This window comes from Kocuria sp. LHG3120 (assembly GCF_049897445.1).
GTDB lineage: Bacteria > Actinomycetota > Actinomycetes > Actinomycetales > Micrococcaceae > Kocuria > Kocuria rosea.
In genome coordinates this window covers 189203-215120 of sequence record NZ_JAFCWG010000006.1, presented here as the reverse complement: position 1 = coordinate 215120, position 25918 = coordinate 189203, and the positions used below count along the sequence as shown (strand labels likewise).

General features: G+C 74.0%; 28 protein-coding genes. 13 read left to right on the top strand and 15 right to left on the bottom strand.

Features of this window, described 5'->3' with window-relative positions:
• Positions 1–7: 7 nt before the first annotated feature.
• The 5 genes from ACP7CD_RS13465 to ACP7CD_RS13445 form a co-directional block, all read right to left on the bottom strand.
• Positions 8–1030 (bottom strand): TIGR01906 family membrane protein, encoded by a 1023-nt coding sequence (locus tag ACP7CD_RS13465; protein WP_081615703.1) that lies wholly within the window; start codon positions 1028–1030, stop codon positions 8–10.
• Positions 1031–1150: 120 nt separating this feature from the next.
• Entirely contained in the window at positions 1151–2428 is a 1278-nt protein-coding gene (locus ACP7CD_RS13460; RefSeq protein WP_426120390.1) for an Ig-like domain-containing protein, read from the bottom strand.
• Positions 2429–2581: 153 nt separating this feature from the next.
• Positions 2582–2926, bottom strand: a complete 345-nt coding sequence (locus ACP7CD_RS13455) for a hypothetical protein (protein ID WP_109222780.1) — start codon at positions 2924–2926, stop codon at positions 2582–2584.
• Positions 2927–3042: 116 nt separating this feature from the next.
• The gene (locus ACP7CD_RS13450; RefSeq protein ID WP_222129285.1) at positions 3043–3741 is read right to left on the bottom strand and encodes a DUF3499 family protein; all 699 of its coding nucleotides are present in this window, start codon (positions 3739–3741) and stop codon (positions 3043–3045) included.
• Between the two features lie 14 nt (positions 3742–3755).
• Entirely contained in the window at positions 3756–4286 is a 531-nt protein-coding gene (locus ACP7CD_RS13445; RefSeq protein WP_017832395.1) for a WhiB family transcriptional regulator, read from the bottom strand.
• 310 nt (positions 4287–4596) lie between these two features.
• Between ACP7CD_RS13445 and ACP7CD_RS13440 the strand changes: the two genes are divergently transcribed.
• Positions 4597–5388, top strand: a complete 792-nt coding sequence (locus ACP7CD_RS13440; RefSeq protein ID WP_426120389.1) for a TIGR03089 family protein — start codon at positions 4597–4599, stop codon at positions 5386–5388.
• A gap of 10 nt (positions 5389–5398) precedes the next feature.
• On the opposite strand, the gene ACP7CD_RS13435 is transcribed toward ACP7CD_RS13440, so the two are convergent.
• Positions 5399–6055: a GtrA family protein gene (locus ACP7CD_RS13435; protein ID WP_426120388.1), complete on the bottom strand. Its 657-nt coding sequence runs from the start codon at positions 6053–6055 to the stop codon at positions 5399–5401.
• A 296-nt stretch (positions 6056–6351) separates the two neighbouring features.
• Between ACP7CD_RS13435 and ACP7CD_RS13430 the strand changes: the two genes are divergently transcribed.
• The 4 genes from ACP7CD_RS13430 (at position 6352) to ACP7CD_RS13415 (ending at position 10896) form a co-directional block, all read left to right on the top strand.
• Complete coding sequence (locus ACP7CD_RS13430; protein ID WP_017832398.1) at positions 6352–7515, top strand: 5-(carboxyamino)imidazole ribonucleotide synthase; 1164 nt, start codon at positions 6352–6354, stop codon at positions 7513–7515.
• Between the two features lie 136 nt (positions 7516–7651).
• Positions 7652–8137 (top strand): 5-(carboxyamino)imidazole ribonucleotide mutase, encoded by a 486-nt coding sequence (gene purE / locus ACP7CD_RS13425; protein WP_095650486.1) that lies wholly within the window; start codon positions 7652–7654, stop codon positions 8135–8137.
• Between the two features lie 67 nt (positions 8138–8204).
• A complete protein-coding gene (locus tag ACP7CD_RS13420) occupies positions 8205–9821 on the top strand; it encodes an LCP family protein (RefSeq protein ID WP_426120387.1) in 1617 nt (538 codons plus the stop codon).
• Between the two features lie 55 nt (positions 9822–9876).
• Positions 9877–10896: a lipid II:glycine glycyltransferase FemX gene (locus ACP7CD_RS13415; RefSeq protein WP_035927139.1), complete on the top strand. Its 1020-nt coding sequence runs from the start codon at positions 9877–9879 to the stop codon at positions 10894–10896.
• A gap of 10 nt (positions 10897–10906) precedes the next feature.
• Here ACP7CD_RS13415 and ACP7CD_RS13410 read toward each other — a convergent pair whose 3' ends face one another.
• Both ACP7CD_RS13410 and glpX read right to left on the bottom strand, forming a co-directional pair.
• Positions 10907–12082 (bottom strand): hypothetical protein, encoded by a 1176-nt coding sequence (locus ACP7CD_RS13410; RefSeq protein ID WP_017832402.1) that lies wholly within the window; start codon positions 12080–12082, stop codon positions 10907–10909.
• A 223-nt stretch (positions 12083–12305) separates the two neighbouring features.
• Complete coding sequence (glpX, locus tag ACP7CD_RS13405; protein WP_109222828.1) at positions 12306–13253, bottom strand: class II fructose-bisphosphatase; 948 nt, start codon at positions 13251–13253, stop codon at positions 12306–12308.
• A gap of 293 nt (positions 13254–13546) precedes the next feature.
• Here glpX and ACP7CD_RS13400 point away from each other — a divergent pair, with 293 nt between their 5' ends.
• The 3 genes from ACP7CD_RS13400 (at position 13547) to ACP7CD_RS13390 (ending at position 16403) form a co-directional block, all read left to right on the top strand.
• Entirely contained in the window at positions 13547–14257 is a 711-nt protein-coding gene (locus tag ACP7CD_RS13400; RefSeq protein WP_426120386.1) for a DUF4245 domain-containing protein, read from the top strand.
• Positions 14254–14904, top strand: coding sequence for a carbonic anhydrase (locus ACP7CD_RS13395; protein WP_017832405.1), 651 nt, complete (start codon positions 14254–14256; stop codon positions 14902–14904). Before ACP7CD_RS13400 ends, ACP7CD_RS13395 begins: the two co-directional genes overlap by 4 nt.
• Positions 14905–14981: 77 nt before the next feature.
• Positions 14982–16403, top strand: coding sequence for a class II fumarate hydratase (locus ACP7CD_RS13390; protein WP_035927125.1), 1422 nt, complete (start codon positions 14982–14984; stop codon positions 16401–16403).
• A 120-nt stretch (positions 16404–16523) separates the two neighbouring features.
• On the opposite strand, the gene ACP7CD_RS13385 is transcribed toward ACP7CD_RS13390, so the two are convergent.
• Together ACP7CD_RS13385 and ACP7CD_RS13380 are read right to left on the bottom strand one after the other, a co-directional pair.
• Positions 16524–16994 carry an NUDIX hydrolase gene (locus ACP7CD_RS13385; RefSeq protein WP_426120385.1) on the bottom strand — a complete coding sequence of 157 codons (471 nt, stop codon included), beginning with the start codon at positions 16992–16994 and terminating at the stop codon, positions 16524–16526.
• Between the two features lie 61 nt (positions 16995–17055).
• Positions 17056–17580 carry a prepilin peptidase gene (locus ACP7CD_RS13380; RefSeq protein WP_419720438.1) on the bottom strand — a complete coding sequence of 175 codons (525 nt, stop codon included), beginning with the start codon at positions 17578–17580 and terminating at the stop codon, positions 17056–17058.
• Positions 17581–17646: 66 nt separating this feature from the next.
• Between ACP7CD_RS13380 and ACP7CD_RS13375 the strand changes: the two genes are divergently transcribed.
• Positions 17647–18402, top strand: a complete 756-nt coding sequence (locus ACP7CD_RS13375) for a hypothetical protein (RefSeq protein WP_336650215.1) — start codon at positions 17647–17649, stop codon at positions 18400–18402.
• A gap of 10 nt (positions 18403–18412) precedes the next feature.
• Here ACP7CD_RS13375 and ACP7CD_RS13370 read toward each other — a convergent pair whose 3' ends face one another.
• Positions 18413–19762, bottom strand: coding sequence for a PhoH family protein (locus ACP7CD_RS13370; protein WP_426120384.1), 1350 nt, complete (start codon positions 19760–19762; stop codon positions 18413–18415).
• Positions 19763–19952: 190 nt separating this feature from the next.
• Complete coding sequence (locus tag ACP7CD_RS13365; protein WP_426120383.1) at positions 19953–20714, bottom strand: isoprenyl transferase; 762 nt, start codon at positions 20712–20714, stop codon at positions 19953–19955.
• Between the two features lie 174 nt (positions 20715–20888).
• Here ACP7CD_RS13365 and trhA point away from each other — a divergent pair, with 174 nt between their 5' ends.
• On the top strand, positions 20889–21596 hold the full coding sequence (trhA, locus tag ACP7CD_RS13360) for a PAQR family membrane homeostasis protein TrhA (protein WP_426120382.1): 708 nt from the start codon (positions 20889–20891) through the stop codon (positions 21594–21596).
• A 70-nt stretch (positions 21597–21666) separates the two neighbouring features.
• Here the strand turns inward: trhA and ACP7CD_RS13355 are convergent, their stop codons facing one another.
• Positions 21667–22038, bottom strand: a complete 372-nt coding sequence (locus ACP7CD_RS13355; protein ID WP_426120381.1) for a hypothetical protein — start codon at positions 22036–22038, stop codon at positions 21667–21669.
• An 8-nt stretch (positions 22039–22046) separates the two neighbouring features.
• On the bottom strand, positions 22047–22925 hold the full coding sequence (mca, locus tag ACP7CD_RS13350) for a mycothiol conjugate amidase Mca (RefSeq protein ID WP_031282471.1): 879 nt from the start codon (positions 22923–22925) through the stop codon (positions 22047–22049).
• 205 nt (positions 22926–23130) lie between these two features.
• Here mca and ACP7CD_RS13345 point away from each other — a divergent pair, with 205 nt between their 5' ends.
• The 3 genes from ACP7CD_RS13345 (at position 23131) to ACP7CD_RS13335 (ending at position 24546) form a co-directional block, all read left to right on the top strand.
• Entirely contained in the window at positions 23131–23556 is a 426-nt protein-coding gene (locus tag ACP7CD_RS13345) for a DUF4307 domain-containing protein (protein ID WP_426120380.1), read from the top strand.
• A gap of 269 nt (positions 23557–23825) precedes the next feature.
• On the top strand, positions 23826–24329 hold the full coding sequence (greA, locus tag ACP7CD_RS13340) for a transcription elongation factor GreA (protein ID WP_017832416.1): 504 nt from the start codon (positions 23826–23828) through the stop codon (positions 24327–24329).
• Between the two features lie 7 nt (positions 24330–24336).
• A complete protein-coding gene (locus ACP7CD_RS13335) occupies positions 24337–24546 on the top strand; it encodes a hypothetical protein (protein ID WP_017832417.1) in 210 nt (69 codons plus the stop codon).
• Positions 24547–24630: 84 nt separating this feature from the next.
• Here ACP7CD_RS13335 and ilvA read toward each other — a convergent pair whose 3' ends face one another.
• Positions 24631–25878 carry a threonine ammonia-lyase gene (gene ilvA / locus ACP7CD_RS13330; RefSeq protein ID WP_017832418.1) on the bottom strand — a complete coding sequence of 416 codons (1248 nt, stop codon included), beginning with the start codon at positions 25876–25878 and terminating at the stop codon, positions 24631–24633.
• Positions 25879–25918: the final 40 nt, after the last annotated feature.

Sequence of the window (25918 nt, the reverse complement as noted above, 5' to 3'; positions counted from 1 at the left end):
CGCCGGCTCAGCGACCGGCCAGCCGCCGCTTGAGCTCCTGCCGCCGGCGCACCCGGTCGAGGGCCCGGTGCCGGCGGAAGGCCGTGGGCCAGGTGGCGGCCATGACCGCGAGCGCCCCCAGGAGGGCGAGGCCGGCCACAGCGATCGCGGCGTCCATCCAGAACTGGGTGGGGTACAGCCGGATGAGGGTGTCCGAGGCCCGGAAGGTCCAGGACCCGTCCGCGAAGAACAGGGAGTGGAACAGCGCGAAGAACTGCTGCCAGCCGAGCACCGCGGCGACGGCCAGCGCCACCAGCAGCGCCACGGTCAACCACGAGCCGAAGAACAGGGCGCCGGAGGCGGCCCCCGGGGCCTTCGCCCGCAGGTACAGGCACGAGACGAGGCCGAGCAACGCGAGGACCGCGACCACCGCGAGCGCGGCCTGCAGCACGATCTTCACGTCGGTCATGTGCGCGACCTCGGAGCCCAGGAACAGCGGGGCGCCGTCCGCGTCCTGCAGCCCGCCGAGGAACCCGGCCGGGGCCCAGTTCATGACGTAGTCCAGCCCGTAGGAGCCGAAGACCATCCGCTCCTCGGTGGAGAAGCCGTAGGAGTCCGCCGGGAAGCCCGGGCGGTGGTACTCCGCCCACAGGAACAGCGGCGTGGCCACCACTCGCACGGCCGCGGCGAGCAGCGCGAGCGGGAGCACCAGCGCCAGGAGGACCTGCTGCAGCCGCGGCAGCCGCGGCTCGTCCGCCAGCGCGTCCCGGCGCAGCGCGGACCGGCGGCGCGCCTCCGCGTCCGGGTCCTCGTCCCCCGCGGCCTCGTCGGCCCCGACGGCGCGGGCGCCGCCCCCCGTGCGGCCCGTCCCGGCGCCGCGGCTCCCGCCGCGCCCACCGGGGCGGTCGTCGTCGTGCGCGTCCTCGGACGCGCTCTCCGCGGGGACGACGGCGGGGAGCAGGCCCGTCCACACGGGCTCCTCGCGCTGCCGGTCGTCCGCGGGCGGGTCTGCCTGCTGCCAGGGCGCCTTGTCGTTGCTGGGGGTGGCCACGGGCGGGTCCTTCGGTCGGAGGGGGTCGGTGGTCCGGGGCGGGCGGGTCCGCTCCGGCCGGTCCCGATCCTACCCACCGCCGGCCCCCTCCCTCACCAGCGGGGGCTCACCGGCGGGGGCTCACCAGTCGCCCTTCCACTCCTCGTCCGCGTAGTGCTCGAGCGGGATGTTCCAGTCGCCGTACCCGTCGTCGGGATCGGCCTGCGGGTAGCCGGTGCCCACGACCTCCACGACGTCCCCGGGCCGGAACACGTCGTGGATGAACTTCGCGCCCTCGGGCGGCATGCCCACGCATCCGTGGGAGACGTTGGCGATCCCCAGGACGGGCAGCGCGGAGGGCAGCGCCTGGTGCACGAACTCGCCGCTGGCGGTCAGCCGGGACACGTTGGAGGCCCAGAACGTGTCGTACCAGTGCGGGTCCCCCGGCTCCAGTTCCAGCGAGGAGGCCTTGAACAGGTACGTCGGGGCCTGCTCCATGATGACCTTCTGCCCGGTGGTCGAGGGCCAGTCCGGATTGCCCAGGGTCACGGGGAACGTCCCCGCGACCTCGCCGTCCACCCAGGCGGTCAGCGTCTTGGTCTCGTTGTCCACCCGGGCGTAGTGCTCGGCGCCGGTCGAGAAGCTCCGGCGCAGGTCGTGGTTGCCCACCATGCCGTGGCCCACGTCGAGTCCGAGGAGGTCCAGGGAGACCGTGATCTCCGAGCGCGGCGCCCACTTCTCGGCGGGGCGGTAGCGCAGCATCGTGTCCGAGTACCACCGGAAGGCGCCCGCCCGGTCGCCGCCGCCGTCCACGGTGACGGCCTCCTCGACCTGCTCCTTGTGCACGACGGGCTCGGAGAAGGTGAACTCCAGGACCTGACCGGTGCCGTAGACCCCGCCCTCGGCCACGTTGAGGCGCGCGTCGACCTCGTGCGCCGCGAGGACGGTCGTGAACGTGCTGGTGCCCGTGGTCGGCTCCGTCCCGGACGCGGCGCTCCAGTGCACGACGTAGGGGGTGTCGAAGGCCAGGACCGCGGTGCTGGTCCAGGTGCGGCCGTCGGCGGAGAGCTCCCCGGGCACCGGATCCCCGCCGGCGGCGGGCACCAGCACGACGTCGGTCAGCTCGCCCCCGTCGGCGCGCACCACGACCGGTTCCACGGGGTTGTGCTCGACCGCCGCGTCCGCGGGGGCGACGGTGACCTCGGCCGGTGCGGCCGTGGCCGGCCCGCTCGGGGACGGCGTGGCCGGGGCAGTGGCCGTCGGGGCGGTGGCGGCCTGCTCTGCCGCAGGGGCCCCGGAGGCCTGGGCGCAGCCGGTGGCGAGCAGGACCGTCACGGCCCCCAGTGCGACCAGGCGCCGGGGGGCCGGCAGCGCTCGCGGGGAGGGGGGCGCGGGAACCGGGCAGGAGGACAGGGGCATGGGAAGCGGCACCTCGGGCGTCTGGGGGGTGGGGGGAACGCTGGGGAACTGCTTCCCACGATAGGTCCGCCGGCCGCGCAGGACCGCACCCGCCGCCCCTCGGTCACGAATGTTAACGCCTTCGTGACCCCCGGCGACGTGGCCGGTGCGTCATCACCCGGGGGTCAGGCAGGCGATGCCGTGGGCGATCGGATAGACCGGGTGCACGCCGTCCCGGAACGGGCGGTCGCTCATCAGCCGGTCGGCGTCCACGGGGATCAGCGTCCCGCCCGTGAGGGGGCACCGCAGGAGCTCGAGCAGACCGGGCGCCAGGGCGACCGCCACGGGGGGCACCGGCTCCGGCTCGGGCACCGGCATCGCCCAGGGGGCGGGGCGGCGGTCGGCCGGTGCCTCGTGGTGCCGCGCCGGCCGGCTCTCGTGGCGGGTCTCGGTGCGGAGACCGGTGTGGAACTCGGTGTGGAGTTCGTGAGCCGGCTGCGTCGTTGCAGGGACAGTCATGGGGGGACTCCTGGTGCTCCGGGGGGAAGAGCCTTCCGCACCGGACAGGTGCGGTCTGCGGCTCATCCTAGGGGCGGAGCACGGGCACGGTGCGGAACCGGCCGGGGACGCGCGGTTCAGGCCTCGGGCCGGGCGGAGCCCCCGGGCACGGCGGGCCGGCGCAGGTGCGCCCGGTGCAGGGCCGCGGGCACCGGGACGTCGTTCCACGGCACCTCGGGGGCCGGTTCGGGGGCCGGCCGCGGAGCGCGCTCGGGCACGGCCGGGCGGGAGATGCCGGTGGCGGGGCCCCGGGGGTCCTCCGCGCCGGCAGCCCGGGGGTTCTCCGGGGCGGGCACCGAGGGGCGCTGCGGGGCCGTCGTCGGGCCGCCCGGTGCGGCACGCTCCGGGGCACCCGCCCGGCCACCGGTCCGGGGGGTCGTGCGGGGGCTCTCAGGACGCGGCGCGTGCGGTGCCGGGGATGCCGGGGATGCCGGGGAGGAGGGTCGCGGCAGGGAGACGTCGCGCAGCACCGTCCGCGGGCGGTCGCGGACGGGCGCCGGGGGCTCGCCCTCCCGGACCGCCTCCGCCACGGCGCCGATGTCCTCGCGCCGGGCCCGCGCCTCCGGCGGCTCCAGCCGGACCACGCGCCAGCCCCGGGGCACCGTGAGCCGGTCGGCGTGCACGGCGCACAGGTCGTAGGCGTGGGGCTCCGCGTGTCCGGCGAGCGGGCCGACCACGGCGGTCGAGTCCGAGTACACGTAGGTCAGGGTCGTGACGGCGTCCCGCCTGCAGGTCTGGCGGGAGCAGAGGCGGGTGGGACTGCCGGAGGAGCTCATGGCCCGAAACTACCTCAGCGGGCGAGACGGCGCAGGCGGCGGCGCTCGCGCTCGGAGAGCCCGCCCCAGATGCCGAACTTCTCGTCCTTGCTCATCGCGTAGTCGAGGCACTCCGCCTGCACGGGGCAGGCCTCGCACACGCGCTTGGCGTCACGCGTGGACCCGCCCTTCTCGGGGAAGAAGGCCTCCGGGTCGGTCTGGGCGCACAGTGCGTCGGTCTGCCACGCGAGCTCGCCCTCGTCCTCGTCCACGGCGTACAGCCCGGCCACGGCGCTCCAGTCGGAGCCCTCGTCGGCGGCCGGTGCATCGAGCAGGTCGAGAGCGGGTGCCGCGCCGGCGCCGGAGAGGTTCTGGACGGCCTCGTGGGCCCGGAGGTAGGCCGTGGCCTGGTCCTCCATGCTCCCGGCCGCCCGGCGGACGTGCCGCTCGGCGGCCCGGGGGTCGACGGGATCGACGAACCAGTCCTCCGGCACCGAGCGCATGCTCAGCCGACGGGCCTCGAGGGGGCTGGATTCCACGACCTGCTGTCGTGCGGCCTCTCCCATGACTTTCCTTCCATCCGACACGATTGCTCGGGTGCGGCGCAGTACGGGGGTCGCCGACCCTGTGCATCCCGGAGAACGTATCCTTGCTGATCGTCTGCCGGACTTCCCAATTACACGTGTGTAACTAGTACGGAGTCAACCCGTCCCGGGTGACCGCCCATGCCACGATATCCGGGAAGAATGTCTTTGGGAGTAGACGTTTTTCCACGTCACGGCCCGATTTTCGACAGGACGCCGCAGAGGGCGAAGAATGCGGCCCTACGCATATGCCGAACCGCCGCCGCGGGCACGGCAGCCACGAGGAGGAACCATGGACACCCCGACCCCCCGATCTGTCCCCCGCTTGGTGGACAAGCTGCGCAGCAGCAGCCGCCCGGCCCTGATCTGGTACGGCCGGGACGGCGAGCGCGTGGAGCTCTCGGGGCGGGTCCTCGACAACTGGGTGGCCAAGACCGCGAACCTGTGGGTGGACGAGCTCGACCTCGAGGCGGGCGACGTCGTGGCCGTCGGCGACGAGGTGCACTGGCGCAGTCTCGCGGCCGTCCTCGGCTCGTGGACCATGGGGGCCGCGGTGCGCGTGGTCGATCCCCGCGAGGACGCGGCGGAGCCCGGGGACCGGGCCGTGGTGGGCCTCGTCGACCCGCAGGGGGCGACGCCCCCGCTGCTGGACCGGGTGCCCGCCGGGGCGCGGGCCGTGGTCCTGGACCGGCCGGCGCTCTCGCTCGGCCACCGCGGCGAGCTGCCGGACGGGGACGTCCTCGACTACTGCGCCGAGGTCCGCTCCCACGCGGACGTCTACGACGGCCTCGAGGAGCCGGCGCCGGACGGTGCCGCGCTCCGGGCCGCGGGCACCGACGACGGCTTCCTGCCGCACGAAGGGCTGATGCCGGCCGCGGGCGAGCTCACGGCCGGGCGGGATGACGTGTGGGGGACGGCGTCGGCCGTGCACGTACCGGGCCGGCGGATGGACGCCGAGTTCCTGCTGCGCGTGCTGGCCGTGCTGGCCGGGGGCCGGGCCGCGGTCGTCACGGACCGTCCGGCGGACGCGGCCGACGACGGCTGGCGGTCCGTGCTGGCGGCCGAGAACGCCGTCGCGTTCTGAGCGGAACGGCTCAGCGCCCCTCCGCCGGCTCCGTGCTCCCGTGGCTCTCGTGGCTCTCGTGGGTGTCCGAGCCGGCGGCCGCTGCACTCCCCGCGCGGTGGCGGGCGCCCTCCCGGTGGGGGTGCTGGTGCGCGCGGTGGGGGTGCTCGGCGCCCTCCGCGGGCTGGTGACCCGTGATCAGGGCGATCTCGAGGGCCGCGGTGTCCGCGAAGTTGGGGTCCTCGTCGAGCTCCTCGGTGAACACCCAGAAGCGGTAGGCGAAGTACCGGAAGACGGTGCCGAGGATGGTCCCGATGATCGTGCCGGACACGAAGGACGCGTAGGCGCTGGTGAGACCCAGCACGTAGTAGCTGAAGCCGAGGCAGCCGAGCTCGATGGCCATGCCGATGCCGTTGGCCACGAGGAACTGGACCAGCTCGCGGCGCTTGTCCGACTGGCGCTTGTGCCGGAAGGTCCACAGCCGGTTGGCGACCCACGCGAAGACGATGGCCACGGCCGTCGCCACGAACTTCGCCTTGAGGTGGCCGTCCTCGAACACCGTGTGCATCAGGATCCAGGTGAGCGACGCGTTGATCACGAACGCGAGGGCGCCCACGACGCCGAACTTCATGAGTTCCTTGACGAAGAGGTGCCACAGGGCATCGAAACGGTCGACGAGGCGGTTCACGCGGCTTCAGGTCTCCCAGGTGGTGAGGCGGTGGGCGCCGGCCGGCGCGGCGGTCGACGCCCACGGACGAGCACCCGGGGCGGACCTCGGCACATCCTACCCCGCCCCTCCTGCACGGCACCGGAGAGTTACAGCACAGTCCCCTGGCCGTCGCGGGGCCCGTGCCGGGCAGGTGCCGGGGCCGAGGCGGGAGCACGACGCCGGAGACCAGGCGGCGGGCGGCCCCGGAGGCAGGGCATCCCGGCCCGCCGAGCGGTCCCGGCGGACCGGGATACCCTGGTCGGGTGAATTCTTCTGTGACCGCCCCTGTCGTCGGCGTCGTCGGAGGCGGGCAGCTCGCCCGCATGATGGCGCCCTCCGCCACCGCCCTGGGGATCGAGCTGCGCGTGCTCGCCGAGGGCCCCGACGTCTCGGCGGTCGCCGCCGTGCCCACCGCCCCCGTGGGCGACTACACCGACCTCGACGTGCTGCGCCGGTTCGCCGCGGGCGTCGACGTGCTGACCTTCGACCACGAGCACGTGCCCACCGAGCACCTGCAGACCCTGCTCGCCGAGGGCGTGGACGTCCGCCCGGGCCCGGACGCGCTGGTGCACGCCCAGGACAAGCTGTGGATGCGCGCGGCCGTGGAGCGCCTCGGGCTGCCGAACCCGCGGTGGGAGGCGGTCGCCGACGTCGAGGAGCTGATCGCCTTCGGGGAGCGCACGGGCTGGCCGGTGGTGCTCAAGACCCCGCGCGGCGGCTACGACGGCAAGGGCGTCATGGTGCTCGGCACCGCCGAGGACGCCCGCGGCGCCGAGCCGGCGCAGTGGTTCGCCCGCACGGACGGGCCCCTGCTGGCGGAGGAGAAGGTCGGGTTCTCCCGCGAGCTCTCCGCGCTCGTGGCCCGGACCCCCTCCGGCGAGGTGCGGGCGTGGCCGGTGGTGGAGTCCATCCAGGTGGACGGCGTCTGCGACGAGGTGCTCGCGCCCGCCCCGCAGCTGCGCCCCGAGGTCGCGGCCGCGGCCGCGGACGCCGCCCGGACGCTGGCCACCGAGTTGGGCGTGACCGGCGTGATGGCCGTGGAGCTCTTCGAGACCCCCGGCCGCGGTACCGGGTTCCTGGTCAACGAGCTCGCCATGCGCCCGCACAACTCCGGGCACTGGACCATGGACGGATCCGTGACCAGCCAGTTCGAGCAGCACCTGCGCGCCGTGCTGGACCTCCCGCTCGGGGACACCGGGCTGATCGGCGGGTCCGCGGTGATGAAGAACTACCTGGGCGGGGCGAACCAGGACCTCTTCGGCGCCTACCGGGCGGCCATGGGCGCAGAGCCCCGCGCCAAGATCCACAACTACGGCAAGGCCGTGCGGCCCGGGCGCAAGATCGGCCACGTCAACCTCACCGGCACCGCGGACGAGATCCCGGAGCTGCGCCGGCGGGCCACCCGCGTGGCCGCCGTGCTGCGCGACGGGCAGGCCTGACCCGCGTGCCTCCCACGGCCCGTCCAGGAGGGACGGATAGCGTAGCCCCAGACCGGACCGCGATGGCGGCCCCCACCCGCCGAGCAGCCCAGGAGCACCAGTGAACGAGAAGCAGCAGCCCGTCGTCGGCGTCGTGATGGGCTCGGACTCCGACTGGCCCGTGATGGAGGCCGCCGCCACCGCCCTCGAGGAGTTCGGGATCGCGTACGAGGCCGACGTCGTCTCCGCCCACCGGATGCCCACCGAGATGATCGAGTACGGTCGGCGGGCGCACGAGCGGGGGCTGCGGGTGATCATCGCCGGGGCCGGCGGCGCCGCCCACCTGCCGGGGATGCTCGCCTCGGTGACGCCCCTGCCCGTGATCGGCGTCCCCGTCCCCCTGAAGACCCTCGACGGCATGGACTCGCTGCTGTCGATCGTGCAGATGCCCGCCGGCGTCCCGGTGGCCACCGTGTCCATCGGCGGGGCGCGCAACGCCGGGCTGCTGGCCGCCCGGATCCTCGCCGCCGGCGCGGACCCGCAGGCCGAGGTCCTGCGCGGGCAGCTCCTGCGCTTCGCCGACGAGCTCCGGGAGACCGCCCACGCCAAGGGCGCCGCCCTGCGCACCCGCCTCGACGGCTGACCCGGGCGCCCGCGCTCCCGCCGCTCCCGTCCTTCCCCCTGCCCGCCCTTCCCCGCCGGAGCTGCCCGTGAACGGCCACACCCCCCGCGCTGAGCACGATCCCCGCCCGCCCCACGACCCGTCCGCCGAGGGTTCCCGGTCCCGGGACCTCCCGCCCGACGCCGTGACGGCCGTGCGGGGCGTCGACGACGACGCGGCGAGCCCGCCCCGGCTCACGGATCCGCTGCGCCACCCCCAGCACGCCGGGGACGGCACCCGGGCCCGGCGCGCGTGGACGCTGCTGCTGTCCACGCTCGTGGTCCCCGGCAGCGCGCAACTCGTCGCGGGCCGGCGGGCCGTCGGCCGGGCGGCCCTCAAGGTCGACGTGGTGGTCTGGGCCGCGGCGGCGCTGGCGCTCCTGTCCCTGGTGCTGTGGCGCACTCCCCTGGTCTGGTTCCTGACGAACTCGTTCACGTCCCTGCTGCTGATCGCCGGGCTCGTGGCCCTGGCGGTGGGATGGGCGCTGCTCTTCTTCGACACGCTCCGGCTCATCCGGCCCGGTCTGCTCGTGCAGCGGACCCGCCGCGCGGTGGCCGCGGCCACCGTGGCGCTCATGCTCGTGACCTCCGGCGGACTGGCCTGGTCCGCCTACCTGCTGTCCGTGACGCGCGGCGCGGTCTCGGACGTCTTCGGGGGCGGGCTGCCCTTCCGGCCCGCGGACGGGCGGTACAACATCCTGCTCATGGGCACCGACTCCGGGGAGGACCGCTCGGGCCGCCGCCCCGACTCCATGACGGTGCTCAGCGTGGACGCCGACTCCGGTCGGACCGTGACCGTCTCGCTGCCGCGCAACCTGCAGAACGCGCCCTTCCCTTCGGACTCGCCGCTGGCGGACGTCTATCCCGAGGGCTTCGACTGCGGCGACGAGTGCATCCTCAACGCCCTCTACACCGACGTCACGAACAACCATGCCGAGCTCTACCCCGACGCCGCGGACCCCGGCGCCGAGGCCATGAAGGACGCCGCCTCGGGCGTCCTCGGCATCGAGGTCCAGGCCTACGCGATCGTCGAGATGAACGGTTTCGAGCAGCTCGTCGACGCCCTCGGGGGGATCACCATCGACGTCGGCGGGCGCGTCCCGATCGGCGGCGGCACCGACCTGGTGACGGGCCTGCCGAACGAGATCTTCGGGTACATCGAGCCTGGCGTCCAGCGCCTGGACGGCTACCACGCCCTCTGGTACGCCCGGTCCCGCGAGGGGGCCACGGACTACGACCGCCAGGCGCGCCAGCGCTGCGTGCAGGCCGCGATGCTCAAGCAGCTCAACCCCGTCAACGTGCTGACCCGGTTCGAGGACCTCGCCAACTCGGGCACACAGGTCGTCGAGACCGACATCCCGCAGAGCCAGATCGGCTCGTTCGTGGACGTGGCGCTCAAGGCCAAGGAGCACGAGCTCGTGCAGTACGCCGCCGGCCCGCCGTACTACGACCCGTCCTTCCCCACCTACCCGGACTTCGACCTGCTGCACGAGGACCTCGACCGGGTGCTCGAGGAGGCCACGGACCGCGGCGCGCGGGACGCGCAGGCCCTGCCGGCCGGCACCCCGGTGGGCTCCGGGATCGCGATGGCCGCCCCCCTCGCGGCGGCGAAGCCCCTCGTGGGGACGCAGGAGCTCACGCCCAACGGCACCTGCTCGGTGCCCTGACCGGCCCGGACCGCGGGGCGCCAGCGGCGCTCCGACGCCCCGGTACAGTGGGGGCGTGGCGAACATACTGCAGTCGAACGCATGGGCCGGATTCCAGCGGAACCTGGGGCACAAGGTGTTCCAGGCCTCCGGGGACGGATGGCGCTACCTCGCGATCCTCGAGGGCGGCCGGACCGGCCGCTACCTCTACTGCCCGTACGGCCCCGAGGCGCGGACCCCGCAGGCCTTCGAGGCCGCGCTCGACGACCTCGCCCGCACCGCCCGGTCCGAGCGCTGCTGGTTCGTGCGGGTGGAGCCCGTCGACGCCGCAGTGACGGACGGGCTCGAGACGCCCGAGGCCTCGCTGCGCCGGCGCGGGCTGCGCCCCGCCCCCCGGCAGGTGCAGCCGGGGCACACCCAGGTCATCGACCTCACCCAGGACGAGGACGCGATCCTCAAGGACATGAAGTCCACCAACCGCAACCTGCACCGCAACATCGCCAAGAAGGGCGTGACCTTCACGACCTCGGCCGACCCCGAGGACGTCGACGTGCTGCTGGGCTTCCTCGAGGCCACGGCCGAGCGCAAGGACTTCGCCCGGCAGCAGGACGCCTATCTGCGCGAGGCCGCCCGCAGCCTCATGCCCGTGGGCGCGGCGGCCCTCTACGTGGCCCGGCTGGACGGGGAGCCGATCGGCGCCTCCCTCGTCTACGACTCCGACGACACCCGCACCTACGCCCACGCCGCGATGGACTTCGAGCACCGCAGGCTCTCGGCGGGGATCCCCCTGGTCGTGCGGATGGTCCTGGACGCCAAGCAGAAGGGACTGAGCCGTTTCGACCTCTTCGGCACGGCGCCCGAGGACGCCGGCCCGGACCACCCGTGGCACGGCTTCACGAAGTTCAAGAAGTCCTTCGGCGGCCGCCCGGAGTCCTATCCAGGGACCTGGGACCTGCCGCTGAGCCGCGGGAAGTACGCCGCGTACACCGGTGTGCGCGCCGCCCGGGAGGCCGCCGTCTCGGCCCGCAAGAGCCTCCCGGGCCTGACCGGCCGGCTCCGGGAGTCCGTCGCCGGGATGCGCCGCCGGGAGTCCTGAGCGCCCGGTCTCAGCGCCCCGCCGCGTCCCGGAGGGCGGAGATGCTCTCCCCGACCACGCGGCGGGTGAGGTCCCGGGCCCGCCGGGCACGCCCCCGGACGGGACGGGACGCGCCGTCGTCGTCCTCGGGCACGTCGTCCGGCTCCCCGAGGTCGGGGGACCACGCCGGGGCCGGTTCGCCCAGGCCCAGCTCCGCGGCGACCGCGGTCCCCGAGGCCTCGGCGGCGGCCTCGGCGACGTCCTCCGAGAACTCCCCCGCCGGGCCACGGCCCAGGGCCTTCTCCCAGGGGCCCAGCACCGGGCGCTCCGTCGCCGCCAGCTCGCGGACCACGAGCGGCACCTCCGTCTCGTCCGGGTCGCCGCCGTCGAGTCGCTGCACGCGCCGCTTCTGCAGCTCGACGATCCCGGTCAGCAGCAGGGCGTCGTCCACGCCCAGGTCCCGGCCCCGGCGGGTGAAGCCGAGCCGGTAGATCATCGCCAGACCGCGCGTGTGCACGAACCACAGGTAGCCCAGGGCGGCCTCGCGGCCGTCCTCGGCGGCCTCGGTGGCCACGAGCAGCAGCGAGTCCTCGCCCAGGTCCTCCAGCAGCTGGGTGATGAGCCGGGTCCGCAGCCCGATGTTCGCGAGGACCCGGCTGCCCGCCGTGACCTCCCGCACCGTCACGCCCGGGGTGCGCAGTGCCGTGCGGCAGCGGTCCAGGGTGGCCTCCGAGAGCCGCCGCGATAGGTCCCGCTCGGTCTCCCCCAGCACCACCTCCAGCCGCCGGGGCTCCTCCGGCCCGGCGCCCGCGGCGGGCCTGGTGAACCCGGCGGCCTCCAGCGCCTCCGGGGTGCCGGGCGCGCGCAGGGTGTCGGCCTGGAAGCGCAGCAGGACGGCCGAGTGCTCCTCCCGGGCCCAGTCGGCGAGGGCGGCGGCGACCACGGGCAGGTCCTCGGGCCGGTGGACGTGGCAGTGCACGGTCCCGGCGACCACGCGCTCGGCCTCGGAGCGCAGGTAGAGCTGCGCGTAGCCCACGGTGCGCTGCTCGGCGTCGTGGACCATGACGCGGTCGACCCGGAGACCGGGGCCCTCGGCGGAGACCTGGGCCTCGCCGATGCCCCACAGCTGCTGCGGGTGCCCGCCGGTCACCCGGACGGTGGCGTCCCAGGTCTTGCGGTTGGGACAGGGGCTGACCGTGGTGCTCACGTGGGGATCCTCCTCGTCACCCGGGCGCTCCGCCCCGGCTGGGGGACCGCGGTCGGCGCCCGCAGTTCGGCCTCCAGTCTAGGGCCGGGAGGGGCTGGGAGAGGGGCCGGACACGGTGCGACGGGGACGGGAGGACCCCCGCACCGGAGGTCGGTGCGGGGGTCCTGTCACGGCCGTGCCGGCCGGGCCCGGCGCCGGCCCGGTGTCAGGCTCAGCGTCAGGCTCAGTGGCGCGCGTACTTCTCCCACTTGGAGGCCAGGTGCTCGGCCTCGACCATCCGCACGGTCCCGGAGCGGGAGCGCATCACGATGGACTGGGTGGTGATGCGGCGGCCGCGGTAGCGCACGCCGCGCAGCAGGTCCCCGTCGGTGATGCCCGTGGCGGAGAAGAAGCAGTTGTCCGAGGTGACGAGGTCGTCGGTGGTCAGCACCGCGTCCAGGTCCAGTCCGGCGTCGAGGGCCTTCTGGCGCTCGTCGTCGTCGACCGGGGCGAGCCGGCCCTGGATGATGCCGCCGGTGGCCTTGACGGCGCACGCGGTGACGATGCCCTCCGGGGTGCCGCCGATGCCCATCATGACGTCCACGCCGGTGCCCTCGCGGCAGGCCGCGATCGCCCCGGCCACGTCCCCGTCGAGGATCATCCGGGTGCGGGCGCCGGTGGCGCGGATCTCGTCGACGAGCTGCTGGTGGCGAGGGCGGTCCAGCACGCACACGGTGAGCTGGTTGATGTTGACGCCCTTGGCCCTGGCCACGAGGTGCAGGTTCTGCTTGACGGGCAGGCGCAGGTCCACGAAGTCCGCGGCCTCCGGGCCCACCACGAGCTTGTCCATGTAGAAGACGGCGGAGGGGTCGAACATCGACCCGCCGTCGGCCACCGCGATGACGGCCAGGGCGTTGTTCATGCCCAGCGCGGTGAGGCGGGTGCCGTCGATCGGGTCCACGGCGACGTCGGAGGCCGGCCCGGAGCCGTCACCCACCTGCTCCCCGTTGAAGAGCATCGGGGCCTCGTCCTTCTCGCCCTCGCCGATGACCACGGTGCCGTTGAAGTGCACGGTGGAGAGCAGGGACCGCATGGCATCGACCGCCGCCCCGTCCGCGGCGTTCTTGTCGCCGGCGCCGACCCACTGGCCGCCGGCGATCGCCGCCGCCTCGGTGGTCCGCACCAGCTCCATCGCCAGGTTGCGGTCGGCCACGTTGTTGGTGCGCGCGGGGATCGTTCCGGTGGATTCTTCGGCCACGTTGTTCCTCACCTTCGAGTTCACGTTCTTCGGGACCCCCGGGCCGGGCTCGGCCGCGGGCGCGGTCCACGTCCCGCCCAGCATATCGCCCACGCCTCCGCGGACCGCGACCTGGGCCACATTGCGGTCGGGTGCGTCCGGGCGGGTCCGGCGCGGAGGGAGCAGGGGGCGGCGGACGGAGGGCGGGCGCGGCGGACAGGCGCCGGCGGACAGGGCACAATGGACGGGTGAGCTCCTCGACCCCCGACCGTCCCGCAGAGCACCCCTCGGCAGAGCGCCCCGCGACCGCGGGCCCCGGCTCCGCGCCCGGCCCCGAGGCCGCTGAGGCCCCGGAGCAGCCGCTCCCGCAGATCACGGAGAAGCAGGCCCGGCGGCTCAACGCCCCGGTGCAGGGGATGATCATCTCCATGGCGGTCCTCCTCCTGCTGGTCCTGCCGTTCGTGTGGCTCCAGCCCCGCCCCGACGCCCAGCCGTACCGCCCCGACGTCGACGTCGCCCAGGAGGCGGACTACGTCGCGGACGAGGCGCCCTTCACCCCGGTCGTGCCGGAGCCGGGCGAGGACTGGACCGCCAACTACGCCCGGTGGAACGGCGGCGCCGCCGAGGGGGTGCCCTTCTGGGAGATCGGCTGGGCCACCCCGCAGGGCAGCTTCATCGGGCTGGTGCAGACGTCCATGGCCAACCCCACGTGGCTGGCCCAGCAGGCCGAGGCCGTCCCCGCCACCGCGACGGTCGACGTGGGCGGCGTGCCGTGGGACGTCCACGTCCGGGAGGAGTCCCGGAACCAGGACGCCCTGACCGTGTACACCGGTGAGGTCAACGGCTCCACCGTGGTGCTCAAGGGCGACGCGCCCGGCGCCGAGCTGGACCGGCTGGCCGCCGCCGTCGCCGAGGACCTCACCGACGCCCCTGCCCCGCGAACCACGGAGATGCCATGACCCCGGACACCCGCCCCGACGACACCTCGCCCCGCACCCCGGCCGCCGCCTGGCAGCGTCTGCGCGAGGGCAACGCCCGCTTCGTGGCGGGCGAGTCCATGCACCCCAACCAGGACGCCTCCCGGCGGCAGTCCGTGGCCGGCGGGCAGAACCCGTTCGCCGTGATCTTCGGCTGCTCGGACTCGCGGCTGGCCGCCGAGATCATCTTCGACCTCGGCCTGGGCGACGCGTTCGTGGTGCGCACCGCCGGGCAGGTCATCGACGACGCCGTGCTCGGCTCGATCGAGTACTCGGTCGCGAACCTCGGCACGCCGCTGATCATGGTCCTCGGCCACGACTCGTGCGGGGCCGTGACCGCCGCGCACAGCGTCGCCGGCTCCGGGCAGATGCCCCGCGGCTTCCAGCGGGACCTCATCGAGCGGATCATGCCCTCCGTGCTCGAGACCCAGCGCCACGGCCACCAGGACGTCAACGCGGCGGTCGTGGAGCACACCAAGCAGACGGCGTCCCGCCTCATGGAGCAGTCCCGGGTGATCGCGGACGCGGTCTCCAACGGCGAGGTCGCCGTGGTCGGCGTCTTCTACCACCTCGAGGACGGCGAGGCGGAGCTGGTCCACGGGCACGGCACCTGGCTTCCGGGCCGCTGAACCGGGCGCCCGGCACGGCGGCCGTCACCCCGGGTCGCCGTGCCGGGCGTCACCCGGCGCTGACCTAGACTGGCGCCATGGCTGATACCACCGCAGAGACCACCGAGTACCGCATCGAGCACGACACCATGGGCGAGGTCCGCGTTCCCGCGAACGCCCTGTACCGCGCCCAGACCCAGCGTGCGGTCGAGAACTTCCCCATCTCGGGCAAGCCCCTCGAGCCCCAGCACATCGTCGCGCTGGCACAGATCAAGAAGGCCGCCGCCAAGGCGAACGCGGAGCTGGGGGTGCTCGACGACGAGCGCGCCCGCGCCATCGCGGACGCCGCGGACAAGGTCGCCACGGGGCAGTACGACGAGCACTTCCCGATCGACGTCTTCCAGACCGGCTCCGGGACGTCCTCCAACATGAACACCAACGAGGTGCTGGCGACCCTCGCCAACCAGGCGCTCGAGGGCACGGACGTCGAGGTCCACCCCAACGACCACGTCAACGCCTCCCAGTCCTCCAACGACGTCTTCCCGACCTCCGTCCACGTCGCCGTCACGGGCGCGCTGATCAACGACCTGGTCCCGGCCATGACGCAGCTCGCCGAGTCGCTCGAGCGGAAGGCCGCGGAGTTCCAGGACGTCGTGAAGTCCGGGCGCACCCACCTCATGGACGCCACGCCGGTGACCCTGGGCCAGGAGTTCGGCGGCTACGCCGCGCAGGTCCGCTACGGCATCGAGCGGGTCGAGTCCTCGCTGCCGCGGGTGGCCGAGGTCCCGCTGGGCGGCACCGCCGTGGGCACCGGCATCAACACCCCCGCCGGCTTCTCCGCCCGCGTCATCGAGCTGCTCGCCGAGGAGACCGGGCTGCCGATCACCGAGGCCCGCAACCACTTCGAGGCCCAGGCCAACCGGGACGGCCTGGTCGAGGCCTCCGGGCAGCTGCGCAACGTCGCCTACAGCTACATGAAGATCAACAACGACCTGCGCTGGATGGGCTCCGGCCCCAACACCGGCCTCGGCGAGATCCTCATCCCCGACCTCCAGCCCGGCTCCTCGATCATGCCCGGCAAGGTCAACCCGGTGATCTGCGAGTCCACCATCCAGGTCTGCGCGCAGGTGATCGGCAACGACACCACCGTCTCGCTGTCCTCCACCAACGGGGCGTTCGAGCTCAACGTGGGCATCCCGGTCATGGCCTCGGCCCTGCTGGAGTCCATCCGGCTGCTCGCGAACTCCTCGCGCGTGATGGCGGAGAAGATGATCGACGGGCTCGAGGCGAACACGGAGCGCTGCCGCTTCCTCGCCGAGGCGTCCCCGTCCATCGTGACCCCGCTGAACAAGGCCATCGGCTACGAGGCCGCCGCGAAGATCGCCAAGCACTCCGTGGCGAACAAGATGACGGTGCGCGAGGCGACCATCGCCCTCGGCTACGTCGAGAACGGCCAGCTCACCGAGGAGCAGCTGGACCGGGCGCTGGACGTCACCACCATGACGGGCCCCAACGCCTGACCCTGCGCTCCCGGCGCACCGAGGGGTCGCGTCCGGACGGAAATGCTGCGGCATTCCCTCCGGACGCGACCCCTCGCCGTGTCCGGGCTCAGTTCACGACCCCTCGCGGCATCCGGGGGCTCAGACCATGAAGCGGGGCGGGCCGCTGTGCGCCCGCGCGGCCCGCAGGCGCTCGAGCTGGTGGGGCGGCATCGGCGGGAGCTCGTCCATGGAGTACCAGCCGACCTCGAGCGACTCGTCGTCGTTGACGCGGGCCTCGCCGGAGACCCAGCGGCAGCGGAAGGTGTGGTCCAGGAACTGGCAGCGGTCCCCGTTGGGGTACTGCACGGGCTCCCCCGCCCTGACCGCCACGAGCTCCTCCACGACGGCGACGACGCCGGTCTCCTCCAGGCACTCGCGCACCGCCGTGACCGCCGGCTCCTCGCCGGGCTCCACGATCCCGCTCACCAGTCCCCAGTTGCCGTTGTCGCTGCGCCGGGCCAGCAGCACCCGGCCGTCCTCGCGCAGCACCACGGCGGTGACGGCGGGCAGCCACAGGAGGTCGTGGCCGATCTTCTCCCGCAGGGACAGGACGAACTCGGGGGTGGGCATGCGGGCTCCTCGTGCGGCGTCTCGGGGTGGGGTCCGGCCCATTCTGGCAGGCCGGCGCGCGTCACAGCAGCAGGAGGACCCCGAGGGCCCCGGTGATCATGGCGGGACCGAACGCCACCCGGGAGCGGGCGTCGACGCGGCCGAGCACCACGAGCGCCGCCCCGGCCAGACCGCCGAGCACGAACCCGGCCGCCGCCCCCAGCACGGCGTGCCAGACGGAGACGAAGCCCAGGCACATGCCGAGCAGACCGGAGAGCCGGACGTCGCCCATGCCCATCCCGGCCGGGTGGAGCATGCGGAGCAGGACGTAGAGCCCGCCCACGACCACCAGGCCCCACAGCATCCACAGCAGCCGGACCGGCTCGCCGGCCACCACCGCCGCCCCGCCCAGCAGCACCCCGCACACGGGGTACAGCGGGCGCACCACGCGGCCGGGCAGCCGGTGCTCCCGCACGTCGGTGCGCCACAGCCACGCGCACGCGACCACGAGCACGGCGGTGCCGAGCAGTGCGAGCGCTCCGGCGGCCCACCCGGCGGCGTCCCCGCGGGTGAACTGCTCGGTCAGGAAGGTGCCCACACCGGGCATCGTAGCCCCGGCCCCCGCCGGGGCGGGGTGCCTGTGGACGCGCGGGGCCCTCCCTAGACTGGGGTCATGCACCGCTCCCCCGTCCCCGCGCCCACCGATCCGGACGAGTTCTGCGCGCTCAGCCGCTCCTCCCCGTGGCGCTGGGACACCCTGCGGTTCGTGCTGTCCTGGCCGGCACCCGCGGACGCCGCGCCCCGCCGGCCCGTCCGGGCCTGGGTCCGCCGCCCGGACGGCCTGCGCGTCGAGGCCCTGGACGGCACCCCCCTCTACACGGCCACCACGCGGGAGCAGTCGCGCGACGACTTCTACGTCGCCTCGACCTCGGCCTCGTGGCTGCTCGCGCCGCAGCTGGTGGCCCCGGTGTTCACGGACTCCGGGCTCGTCGAGCGCAGGCCCGAGGCGGCCTACGGGGACCCCGTCTTCGGCGGCGGCCGCTGGCAGGCCATCCTCGACCCGGTCGAGCTGGCCGGGGACGCCCCCGTGCCGCCCTATCTCCCGGAGCGGCGGCCCTGCACGGTCGAGGACGTCGGCACCGGCACCCACCACGGGCAGCCCGTGCGCGGCGCCGTGGTGGTCCCCGGCCACGCCTACACCCCGACGACGCCGGGGCACCCCCTGGCCCCGGCCCGCACCCGGGTGCTCCTGGACGAGCGGACGGCCGTCTGCGTCCGCTCCGAGGTGCTCGAGGGCCCGCTGGCCGGCACGGGCCACGACCTGCGGATCGAGGCCGTGGACGAGTACTTCATCGACGACCTCTTCCGCTCGGTGCCCCTGGACCTCACGGACGTGAGCAGGCACCTGCCCTGGCCCGTCGGCCCCTGAGGCCCCCGGCTCAGCTGTCCAGGTCGCCCAGGACCTCCGTGACCAGGGCGGCGATCGGCGAGCGCTCCGAACGGGTCAGCGTGACGTGGCCGAAGAGCGGGTGGCCCTTGAGCGCCTCGACCACGGCGGTCACGCCGTCGTGGCGGCCGACCCGGAGGTTGTCGCGCTGGGCGACGTCGTGGGTCATGACCACCTTGGAGTTCTGCCCGATCCGGGACAGCACGGTGAGCAGCACGTTCTTCTCGAGGGACTGCGCCTCGTCCACGATCACGAAGGCGTCGTGCAGGGACCGGCCGCGGATGTGCGTCAGGGGCAGCACCTCGAGCATGCCCCGGTCGAGCACCTCCTCGACGACCTCCTGCGAGACCAGCGCCCCGAGGGTGTCGAACACCGCCTGGCCCCACGGGTTCATCTTCTCCTCCTCGGAGCCGGGCAGGTAGCCGAGCTCCTGGCCGCCCACGGCGTAGAGGGGACGGAAGACCATGACCTTGCGGTGCTCCCGGCGCTCCATCACCGTCTCCAGGCCCGCGCACAGGGCCAGGGCGGACTTGCCGGTGCCGGCGCGCCCGCCCAGCGACACGATGCCCACCTCGGTGTCCAGCAGGAGGTCGATGGCGAGCCGCTGCTCGGCGGAGCGCCCGTGCACGCCGAAGACGTCCCGGTCCCCGCGCACCACCCGGGCGGAGCCGTCGGCGCGGACCCGGGCCAGGGCGCTGCCGCGCACGGAGTGCAGGGTCAGGCCCGTGTTGGCCGGCAGCCCCTCGGCGCCCGGGACCACGACGGCCTCGCCGCTGTAGAGCCGGTCCACCACGTCGTCGGGGACCTCGAGGGCCGCGGTCCCGGACCACTCGACGTCGGAGCCGACCCACTCGGCCCGGTACTCCTCGGCCTCCAGGCCCAGGGCGGAGGCCTTGACCCGCATGGGCAGGTCCTTGGAGACGATGCACACGTCCTTGCCCTCGTTGGCGAGGCTCAGCGCCACCGCCAGGATCAGGGAGTCGTTGTCCTTGAGCCGGAAGCTCACCGGCAGGACGGTGTCCGAGACGTGGTTGAGCTCCACCACCAGGCTCCCGCCCTGGTCCCCGAGGGGCACGGGCCGGTTGAGCCCGCCGTGCTCCACGCGCAGGTCGTCGAGCAGCCGCAGGGCCTGCCGGGCGAAGTAGCCCAGCTCCGGGTCGTGCCGCTTGCCCTCCAGCTCGGTGATGACGATGACGGGCAGCACCACCTGGTGCTCGGCGAAGCGCAGGATCGCCCGGGGGTCGGACAGCAGCACCGAGGTGTCGATCACGTAGGAGCGCACCCCGGCGCCCAGGGGGGCGGAGATGTCGGTGATGCGCTCCTGCTTCTTGGAGATGCTCATGGTGGCCCTTCCTCCTCGGTCCGGCGGGCGGCGTCCGCGCCGTCCGCCTGAGGACAACGTATGCGGACCGGACCCGCCGCGCGAGCAGATACGGTGAACGGCGCGCAAATTGCCAGCGACCGCCCCGGGCGTGCCCGGCGCCGCGTCCGGGGACGGCGTCCGGGACGACGACGGGCGGGGTCCGGTGGGCTCAGCCGCCGAAGCGCCGCTGCCGCGAGGCGTAGTCGCGCAGCGCCCGCAGGAAGTCGACGCGCCGGAAGTCCGGCCACAGCGCCTCGCAGAAGTAGTACTCGCTGTAGGCGGACTGCCACATGAGGAACCCGGACAGCCGCTGCTCGCCCGAGGTGCGGATCAGCAGGTCCGGGTCCGGCTGCCCGCGCGTGTAGAGGTGCTGGGAGATGTCCTCCACGGACAGGCTCTGCGCGAGCTCCCGGACGTCCGCGCCGGCGTCGAGGGCATCGGCGAGGACCTCCCGCACGGCGTCCACGATCTCCTGCCGGCCCCCGTAGCCGACCGCGATGTTCAGGTGCGGGCCGGCGTTGCCCGCGGTGCGCTCCGTGAGGTCGGCCAGGCACGCCGCGAGCCGCGGCGGCAGCATTTCGAGGGCGCCGACGGGCTGGACCCGGCAGATGCCCGTCTCGGTGAGCGTGTCCATGAGGTCGGAGATGATCTCGAGCAGGGGTTCCAGCTCCGCGGCCGGGCGCTTGAGGTTCTCGGTCGAGAGGATGTAGAGGGTGACCACCTCGATGTCCAGCTCCCGGCACCAGCCGAGGAACTCGACGATCTTCTGCGCGCCCGCCTTGTGCCCGTCCGCGGTCGAGGCGCCGAACTGCTTGGCCCACCGCCGGTTGCCGTCCACGAGGACGCCGACGTGCTTGGGCAGCCGCCGCGGATCGAGCTCGGCGGAGAGCCGGCGCTCGTAGAACCGGTAGAGCGGCCGTGGCTTGGGCATCTGTGCTTCCTCCCGGGTTCTCGCGCACGGTGTCGGGGGTCGGGCCGGACGTGGTGGGGGCCACGGTGCCGGGCGTGGTGGTGGTCACGGACCCGGCCGGCTCTCGGCGACGCCTCCTAAACTACCCGGTGGGAGACCGGACGGACTCACGCACAGCACGCCGGGAGGAACATGATGGAGCACACGCACAGCGCCGCCCGCCGGGCCACCGGCCGCGTCGAGGAGGCGGTCGAGCACGGGATCGAGGGACTCGTGGAGCGCAAGCCCGCGTGGCGGGGCTGGATCCACGCGAGTTTCACGCCCGTCGTCGTCGCCCTGGGTCTCGTGGCGATCCTGCTGGCGCCCAGCACCGAGCTGCGGATCGCGTGCGCCGTGTACGGCGTGACGGGCATCCTGCTGTTCGGCGTGTCGGCGATCTACCACCGCGCCTACTGGCCGCGGCGGCTGCACATGGTCCTGCGCCGGATGGACCACTCGAACATCGCGCTGCTGATCGCCGGCACCTACACCCCGCTGGCGGTCGCGCTGCTGGACCCGCCGCAGTCCCGGCTGCTGCTGGTCGTGATCTGGTCCTGCGCCGCCGGTCTGGTGCTCTTCCGGCTGCTGTGGACCCTGGCGCCCCGCTGGCTGTACACCCCGCTGTACGTGGTGATGGGCTGCCTGGCCCTCTTCTACCTGCCGCAGTTCTGGCAGACCAGCCCCCCGGCGGCCGCGCTGACCGCCGCCGGCGGCATCGCCTACATCACCGGCGCTGTGGTCTACGGCACCCGGCGGCCGCGCCTGCTCCCCGAGGTGTTCAGCTTCCACGAGGTCTTCCACGCCTTCACGGTGCTGGGCTTCGTGCTGCACTACGTGGCGATCATGCTCGCGATGCTCCGCTGAGCGGCTCCCCCCGCCCGCTCATCGGGCTCCGCGGGTCCCGGGGTCCGCGCCCGGGGTTCGGTCCCTGGCCTTAGCCGCGCGGGTCGGGCCCCTCCGGCTCCTCGGCCCGCGCCGCCGGCCCTCCCCCGGCCCGGTCGCCGTCGGCGCCGGTCCTGGCGTCGGCGCCGTCCGTTCCGGCGCTGTTGGTCCCGGGGTGGCCGCCGGCCCGCTCCTCGGCGGCGCGGCGCTCGGCGTACTCCGCGCGGTAGCGCAGCCGCCGGTTGCGGCGGTTGAAGTCGCGCACCAGGAAGATGACGGCTACGGCCAGCAGCAGCGTCATGAGGAACCCCAGCATCCCGGGGGTCACCTGGCTCGGGTCCAGGCCGGGGCGCAGCGTGCCCTCGTCGATCGGGTTGGGCGCCATCGCCGGCAGCAGGGCGAGCACGTTCAGCACGGTGGTCATCCCGGCGCTCAGCCCACGATCCCGGCGAACAGGTCGTGCTCCGGCAGGTCGGTCGGCACCCGGGACTCCGCCAGGACGTAGTCCTCCCACGGCCACACCTGGGACTGCAGCTCGGCGGAGACGGCGAAGAACATCCCGTCCGGCGCCACCTGGGTCCGGTGGCTGCGCAGCGCCTCGTCCCGCAGCGCGAACGTGTCCGGGCAGCGCACCTTGGTGGTGGTCTCGTGCCGGGGAGCCGGCGGGCGGTGGCCCTCCGGGTCGCTCTCCTGCAGCATCGCGATCCGGGCCGCGTACGGGGACTGCAGGCCGCGCTCCTCGAGGGCCTCGTGCAGGGCCACGAAGCGCTCCAGGTTGAAGGCCCGGTCGTAGTAGAGCTTCTGCGGGGTCCACGGCTCGCCGAGGCCGGGGTACCGCTCGGGGTCGCCGGCGGCGCGGAACGCCTCGACGGAGACGTTGTGCGTCTGGATGTGGTCCGGGTGCGGGTAGCCGCCGTTCTCGTCGTAGGTCAGGATCACGTGCGGGCGGAACCGGCGCACGAGCCGGACCAGGGGCGCGGCGGCGCGCTCGAGCGGCTGCAGGGCGAAGCAGCCCCATGGCAGCGGCGGCAGGGGGTCCCCCTCGGGCAGCCCCGAGTCCATGAAGCCGAGCCAGCGGTGGTCGACGTCCAGCGCGGCGGCCGCCTGCGCCATCTCGTGCCGCCGCAGACCGGTCAGGTCCCGCTCGGCGTGCGGGTGGCCCTCCATCTCGGCGTTGAGGATCGAGCCCCGCTCCCCACCGGTGCACGTGGCCACCATGACCTCGACCCCCTGCCGGACGTAGTGGGCCATGGTCGCGGCGCCCTTGCTCGACTCGTCGTCGGGGTGGGCGTGGACGGCCAGCAGGCGCATCTCTGACAGGGAGGTCACTCGGGAGGTCCTCTCGGGAACGGTCGGGAAGTCGGGGAAGCGGCCGGTGCGGGGCACGGGCCGCCGCCCATTTTACGCGTTCGCCGGGCGGTCCTGCGCCCGGGGTGCTCCCAGGGGCCTCGGCTACAGTGGTCGGGCGGTCGCCGGGCCCGGCGCCGCCCCCTTGCCCCCGAGACCCGAGGCCGCCGTGTCCACCGACTCCCCAGACCTGTTCCGCGACCGCTACGGAGCGCCCCGCCGCGAGCGCCGGATCGGGACGCGCGGCTGGATCGGTCTCGCCCTGGCGGCCACCCTGGTCACCGCCGTCTTCGTCGTCTGGGTGGTCACCGCGCGGCAGAGCGCCCCCACGTTCAAGGACATCGGCTTCGAGGTGGTCTCGGAGGCGCGGGCCACGGCGGACTTCGAGCTCACCAAGCGTCCCGAGGACGTCGTCACGTGCGCGGTGCAGGCCCTCAACCAGGAGTACGCCGTGGTGGGCTGGTCCGAGGTGACCATCGGGGCCGTGCCCGAGGACCGGCTGGGCAACGGCGGGACGAGCTCCCACCGCGCGGCCGTGCGCACCACCAACCTGGCGACCACCGCGGTCGTGGACTCCTGCTGGCTCGAGGACTGAGCCCCCGGCGGTCGTCCCGCCCGTGTGTCGCCGTCGGCGTCGGGCCTTTGGGCTTGTCCGCCCGCCCCGCCTAGACTGGGCACCAGGACTCCCCGTCCCCGGCAGCCGGACACCGTCCGAAACGGACGACCCGCACCGGGGCGGGGTCTTTGCGTAGCGGACCCCCGCACCGCCGGCGGCCCCCACGCCGTCGTCCCGGTCCGCCGCGGACCCGCCCGGACCCCGGGAGGACTGCCGCGGCCCGACCGCCCGTTCACCGAGGAGAGATTGTGACCACCACGAACAAGACCGGCGCCTGGCTGACCCAGGAGGCCTACGACCGCCTGAAGAAGGAGCTCGACCACATCTCCGGCCCGTACCGGCACGAGATCGTGGAGCGCATCGACCAGGCGCGCTCGGAGGGCGACCTCAAGGAGAACGGCGGCTACCACGCCGCCCGCGAGGAGCAGAGCAAGAACGAGGGGCGCATCGTCCACCTCAAGAACCTGCTCGAGAACGCCCAGGTCGGCGAGGCCCCTGCCGACGACGGGGTCGTCGAGGCCGGCATGGTCGTCACCGCGGAGATCGCCGGCGAGGCGATGACCTTCCTCATCGGCTCCCGCGAGGTGGCCGAGGACCTGGCCGCCGGCAGCGAGCTGGAGGTCTTCTCCGAGAAGTCCCCGATGGGCTCCGCGATCTCCGGCCACCGGGTCGGGGACGAGCTGTCCTACACCGCTCCCAACGGCAAGGAGATCCCGGTCAAGATCCTGGACGCCAAGCCGTTCAAGGTCTGAGGCTCCCGTGACGACCCACTGGCTGCGCAGCCCCGGCCCCGGCACCAAGGCCCTGATGGTCCTGACGGCGGTGCTCGGGGTCGTGGCCGTGGTGCTGCACTTCGCGGGTCAGGGCGACCCCGCCGCGAGCGCCCCCGGCAGCCTGCGCAACGTCTTCGTCTTCGCGACGTTCGTCAGCGCGTTCGTCACCTACCTCACCGGCCGGCGCCGCACCTGACGCCGCTCCCGCCGACACCGGCGCCGGTCCCCGCGGGGACCGGCGCCGTCGTCGTCCGGGGCCGGGACCGGTGCCCGGCGGCGGTCAGTGCACGACGACGGGGTGGTAGCCCTCCGCCTCGAGCGCCCGGAGGATCTGGCGGCAGTGCTCGTGCCCCTTGGTCTCCATGTCGATGGTGATGGACACGTCGCCCAGGCTGAGCGAGCCGCCGATCCGGGTGTGGTCCACGCCGGTGACGTTGGCGTCCTGGACGGCGATGAGCTCGGAGATGCGGGCGAGCTCGCCCGGGCGGTCGGTGAGCATCATCTTGATGGTCATGTACCGTCCGGCGGCGGAGAGCCCCCGCTGGATGACCTTGAGCATGAGCATGGGGTCGACGTTGCCGCCCGAGAGCACCACCACGGTGTTGCCGAGGTCCGGGTACGCGGCCTGCAGGCGGCCGTCCAGGAGGGCCGCGACGCCGACGGCGCCGGCCGGCTCCACCACGAGCTTGTTGCGCTCGAGCAGGAAGATCAGCGCCTGGGCGAGGGAGTCCTCCGAGACCGTCACGACGTCGTCGGTGAGCTCCTTGATGATGCTGAACGGCAGCTGCCCGGGCTTGCCCACGGCGATGCCGTCCGCGATGGTCGAGACCCGGTCGAGGGTCACGAGCGCGTCCCCCGCGAGGGACGGCGGGTAGGCGGCGGCGTTCTCCGCCTGCACGCCGATGAGCCGGATCGGCCGGCCGAGCTGCTCGGCGCGGGCCTTGACCGCCACGGCCATGCCGGCGAGCAGTCCCCCGCCGCCCACCCCGGTGATGACGGTGTCGACGTCGGGCACCTGCTCGAGCACCTCGAGGCCGAGCGTGCCCTGCCCGGCCACGATGTCCGGGTGGTCGAAGGGGTGGACGAACACCGCCCCGGTCGCGGTGGCGTGGCGCTGGGCCTCGGCGAGGGCCTCGTCCACGCTGGTGCCGTGCAGGATCACCTCGGCGCCGTGGTCCTGGGTCGCGGCGATCTTGGGCAGGGCCGCGCCCAGCGGCATGTAGATGCGGGCGGTGATGCCCAGCTTGGCGGCGGCGAGGGCGACCCCCTGCGCGTGGTTGCCGGCGGAGGCCGCCACGACACCGCGGGCCTTCTCCTCGTCGGTGAGCTTGGCCATCCGCACGTAGGCGCCGCGGACCTTGAAGGAGCCCGCGCGCTGCAGGTTCTCGGCCTTGAGATTGACCTCGGAGCCGATGAGCCGCGAGAGCGCCCGGGAGTGGGTCACCGGGGTCCGGTCGATCACGCCCTCGAGGAGCGTGGCGGCGTCCTGGATGTCGGCGAGACGGACGGGCAGTTCGGCCAGGCTCACGGTGCGTCTTCTTTCCCGGTCGGTGCGTCGGTGCGGGGCC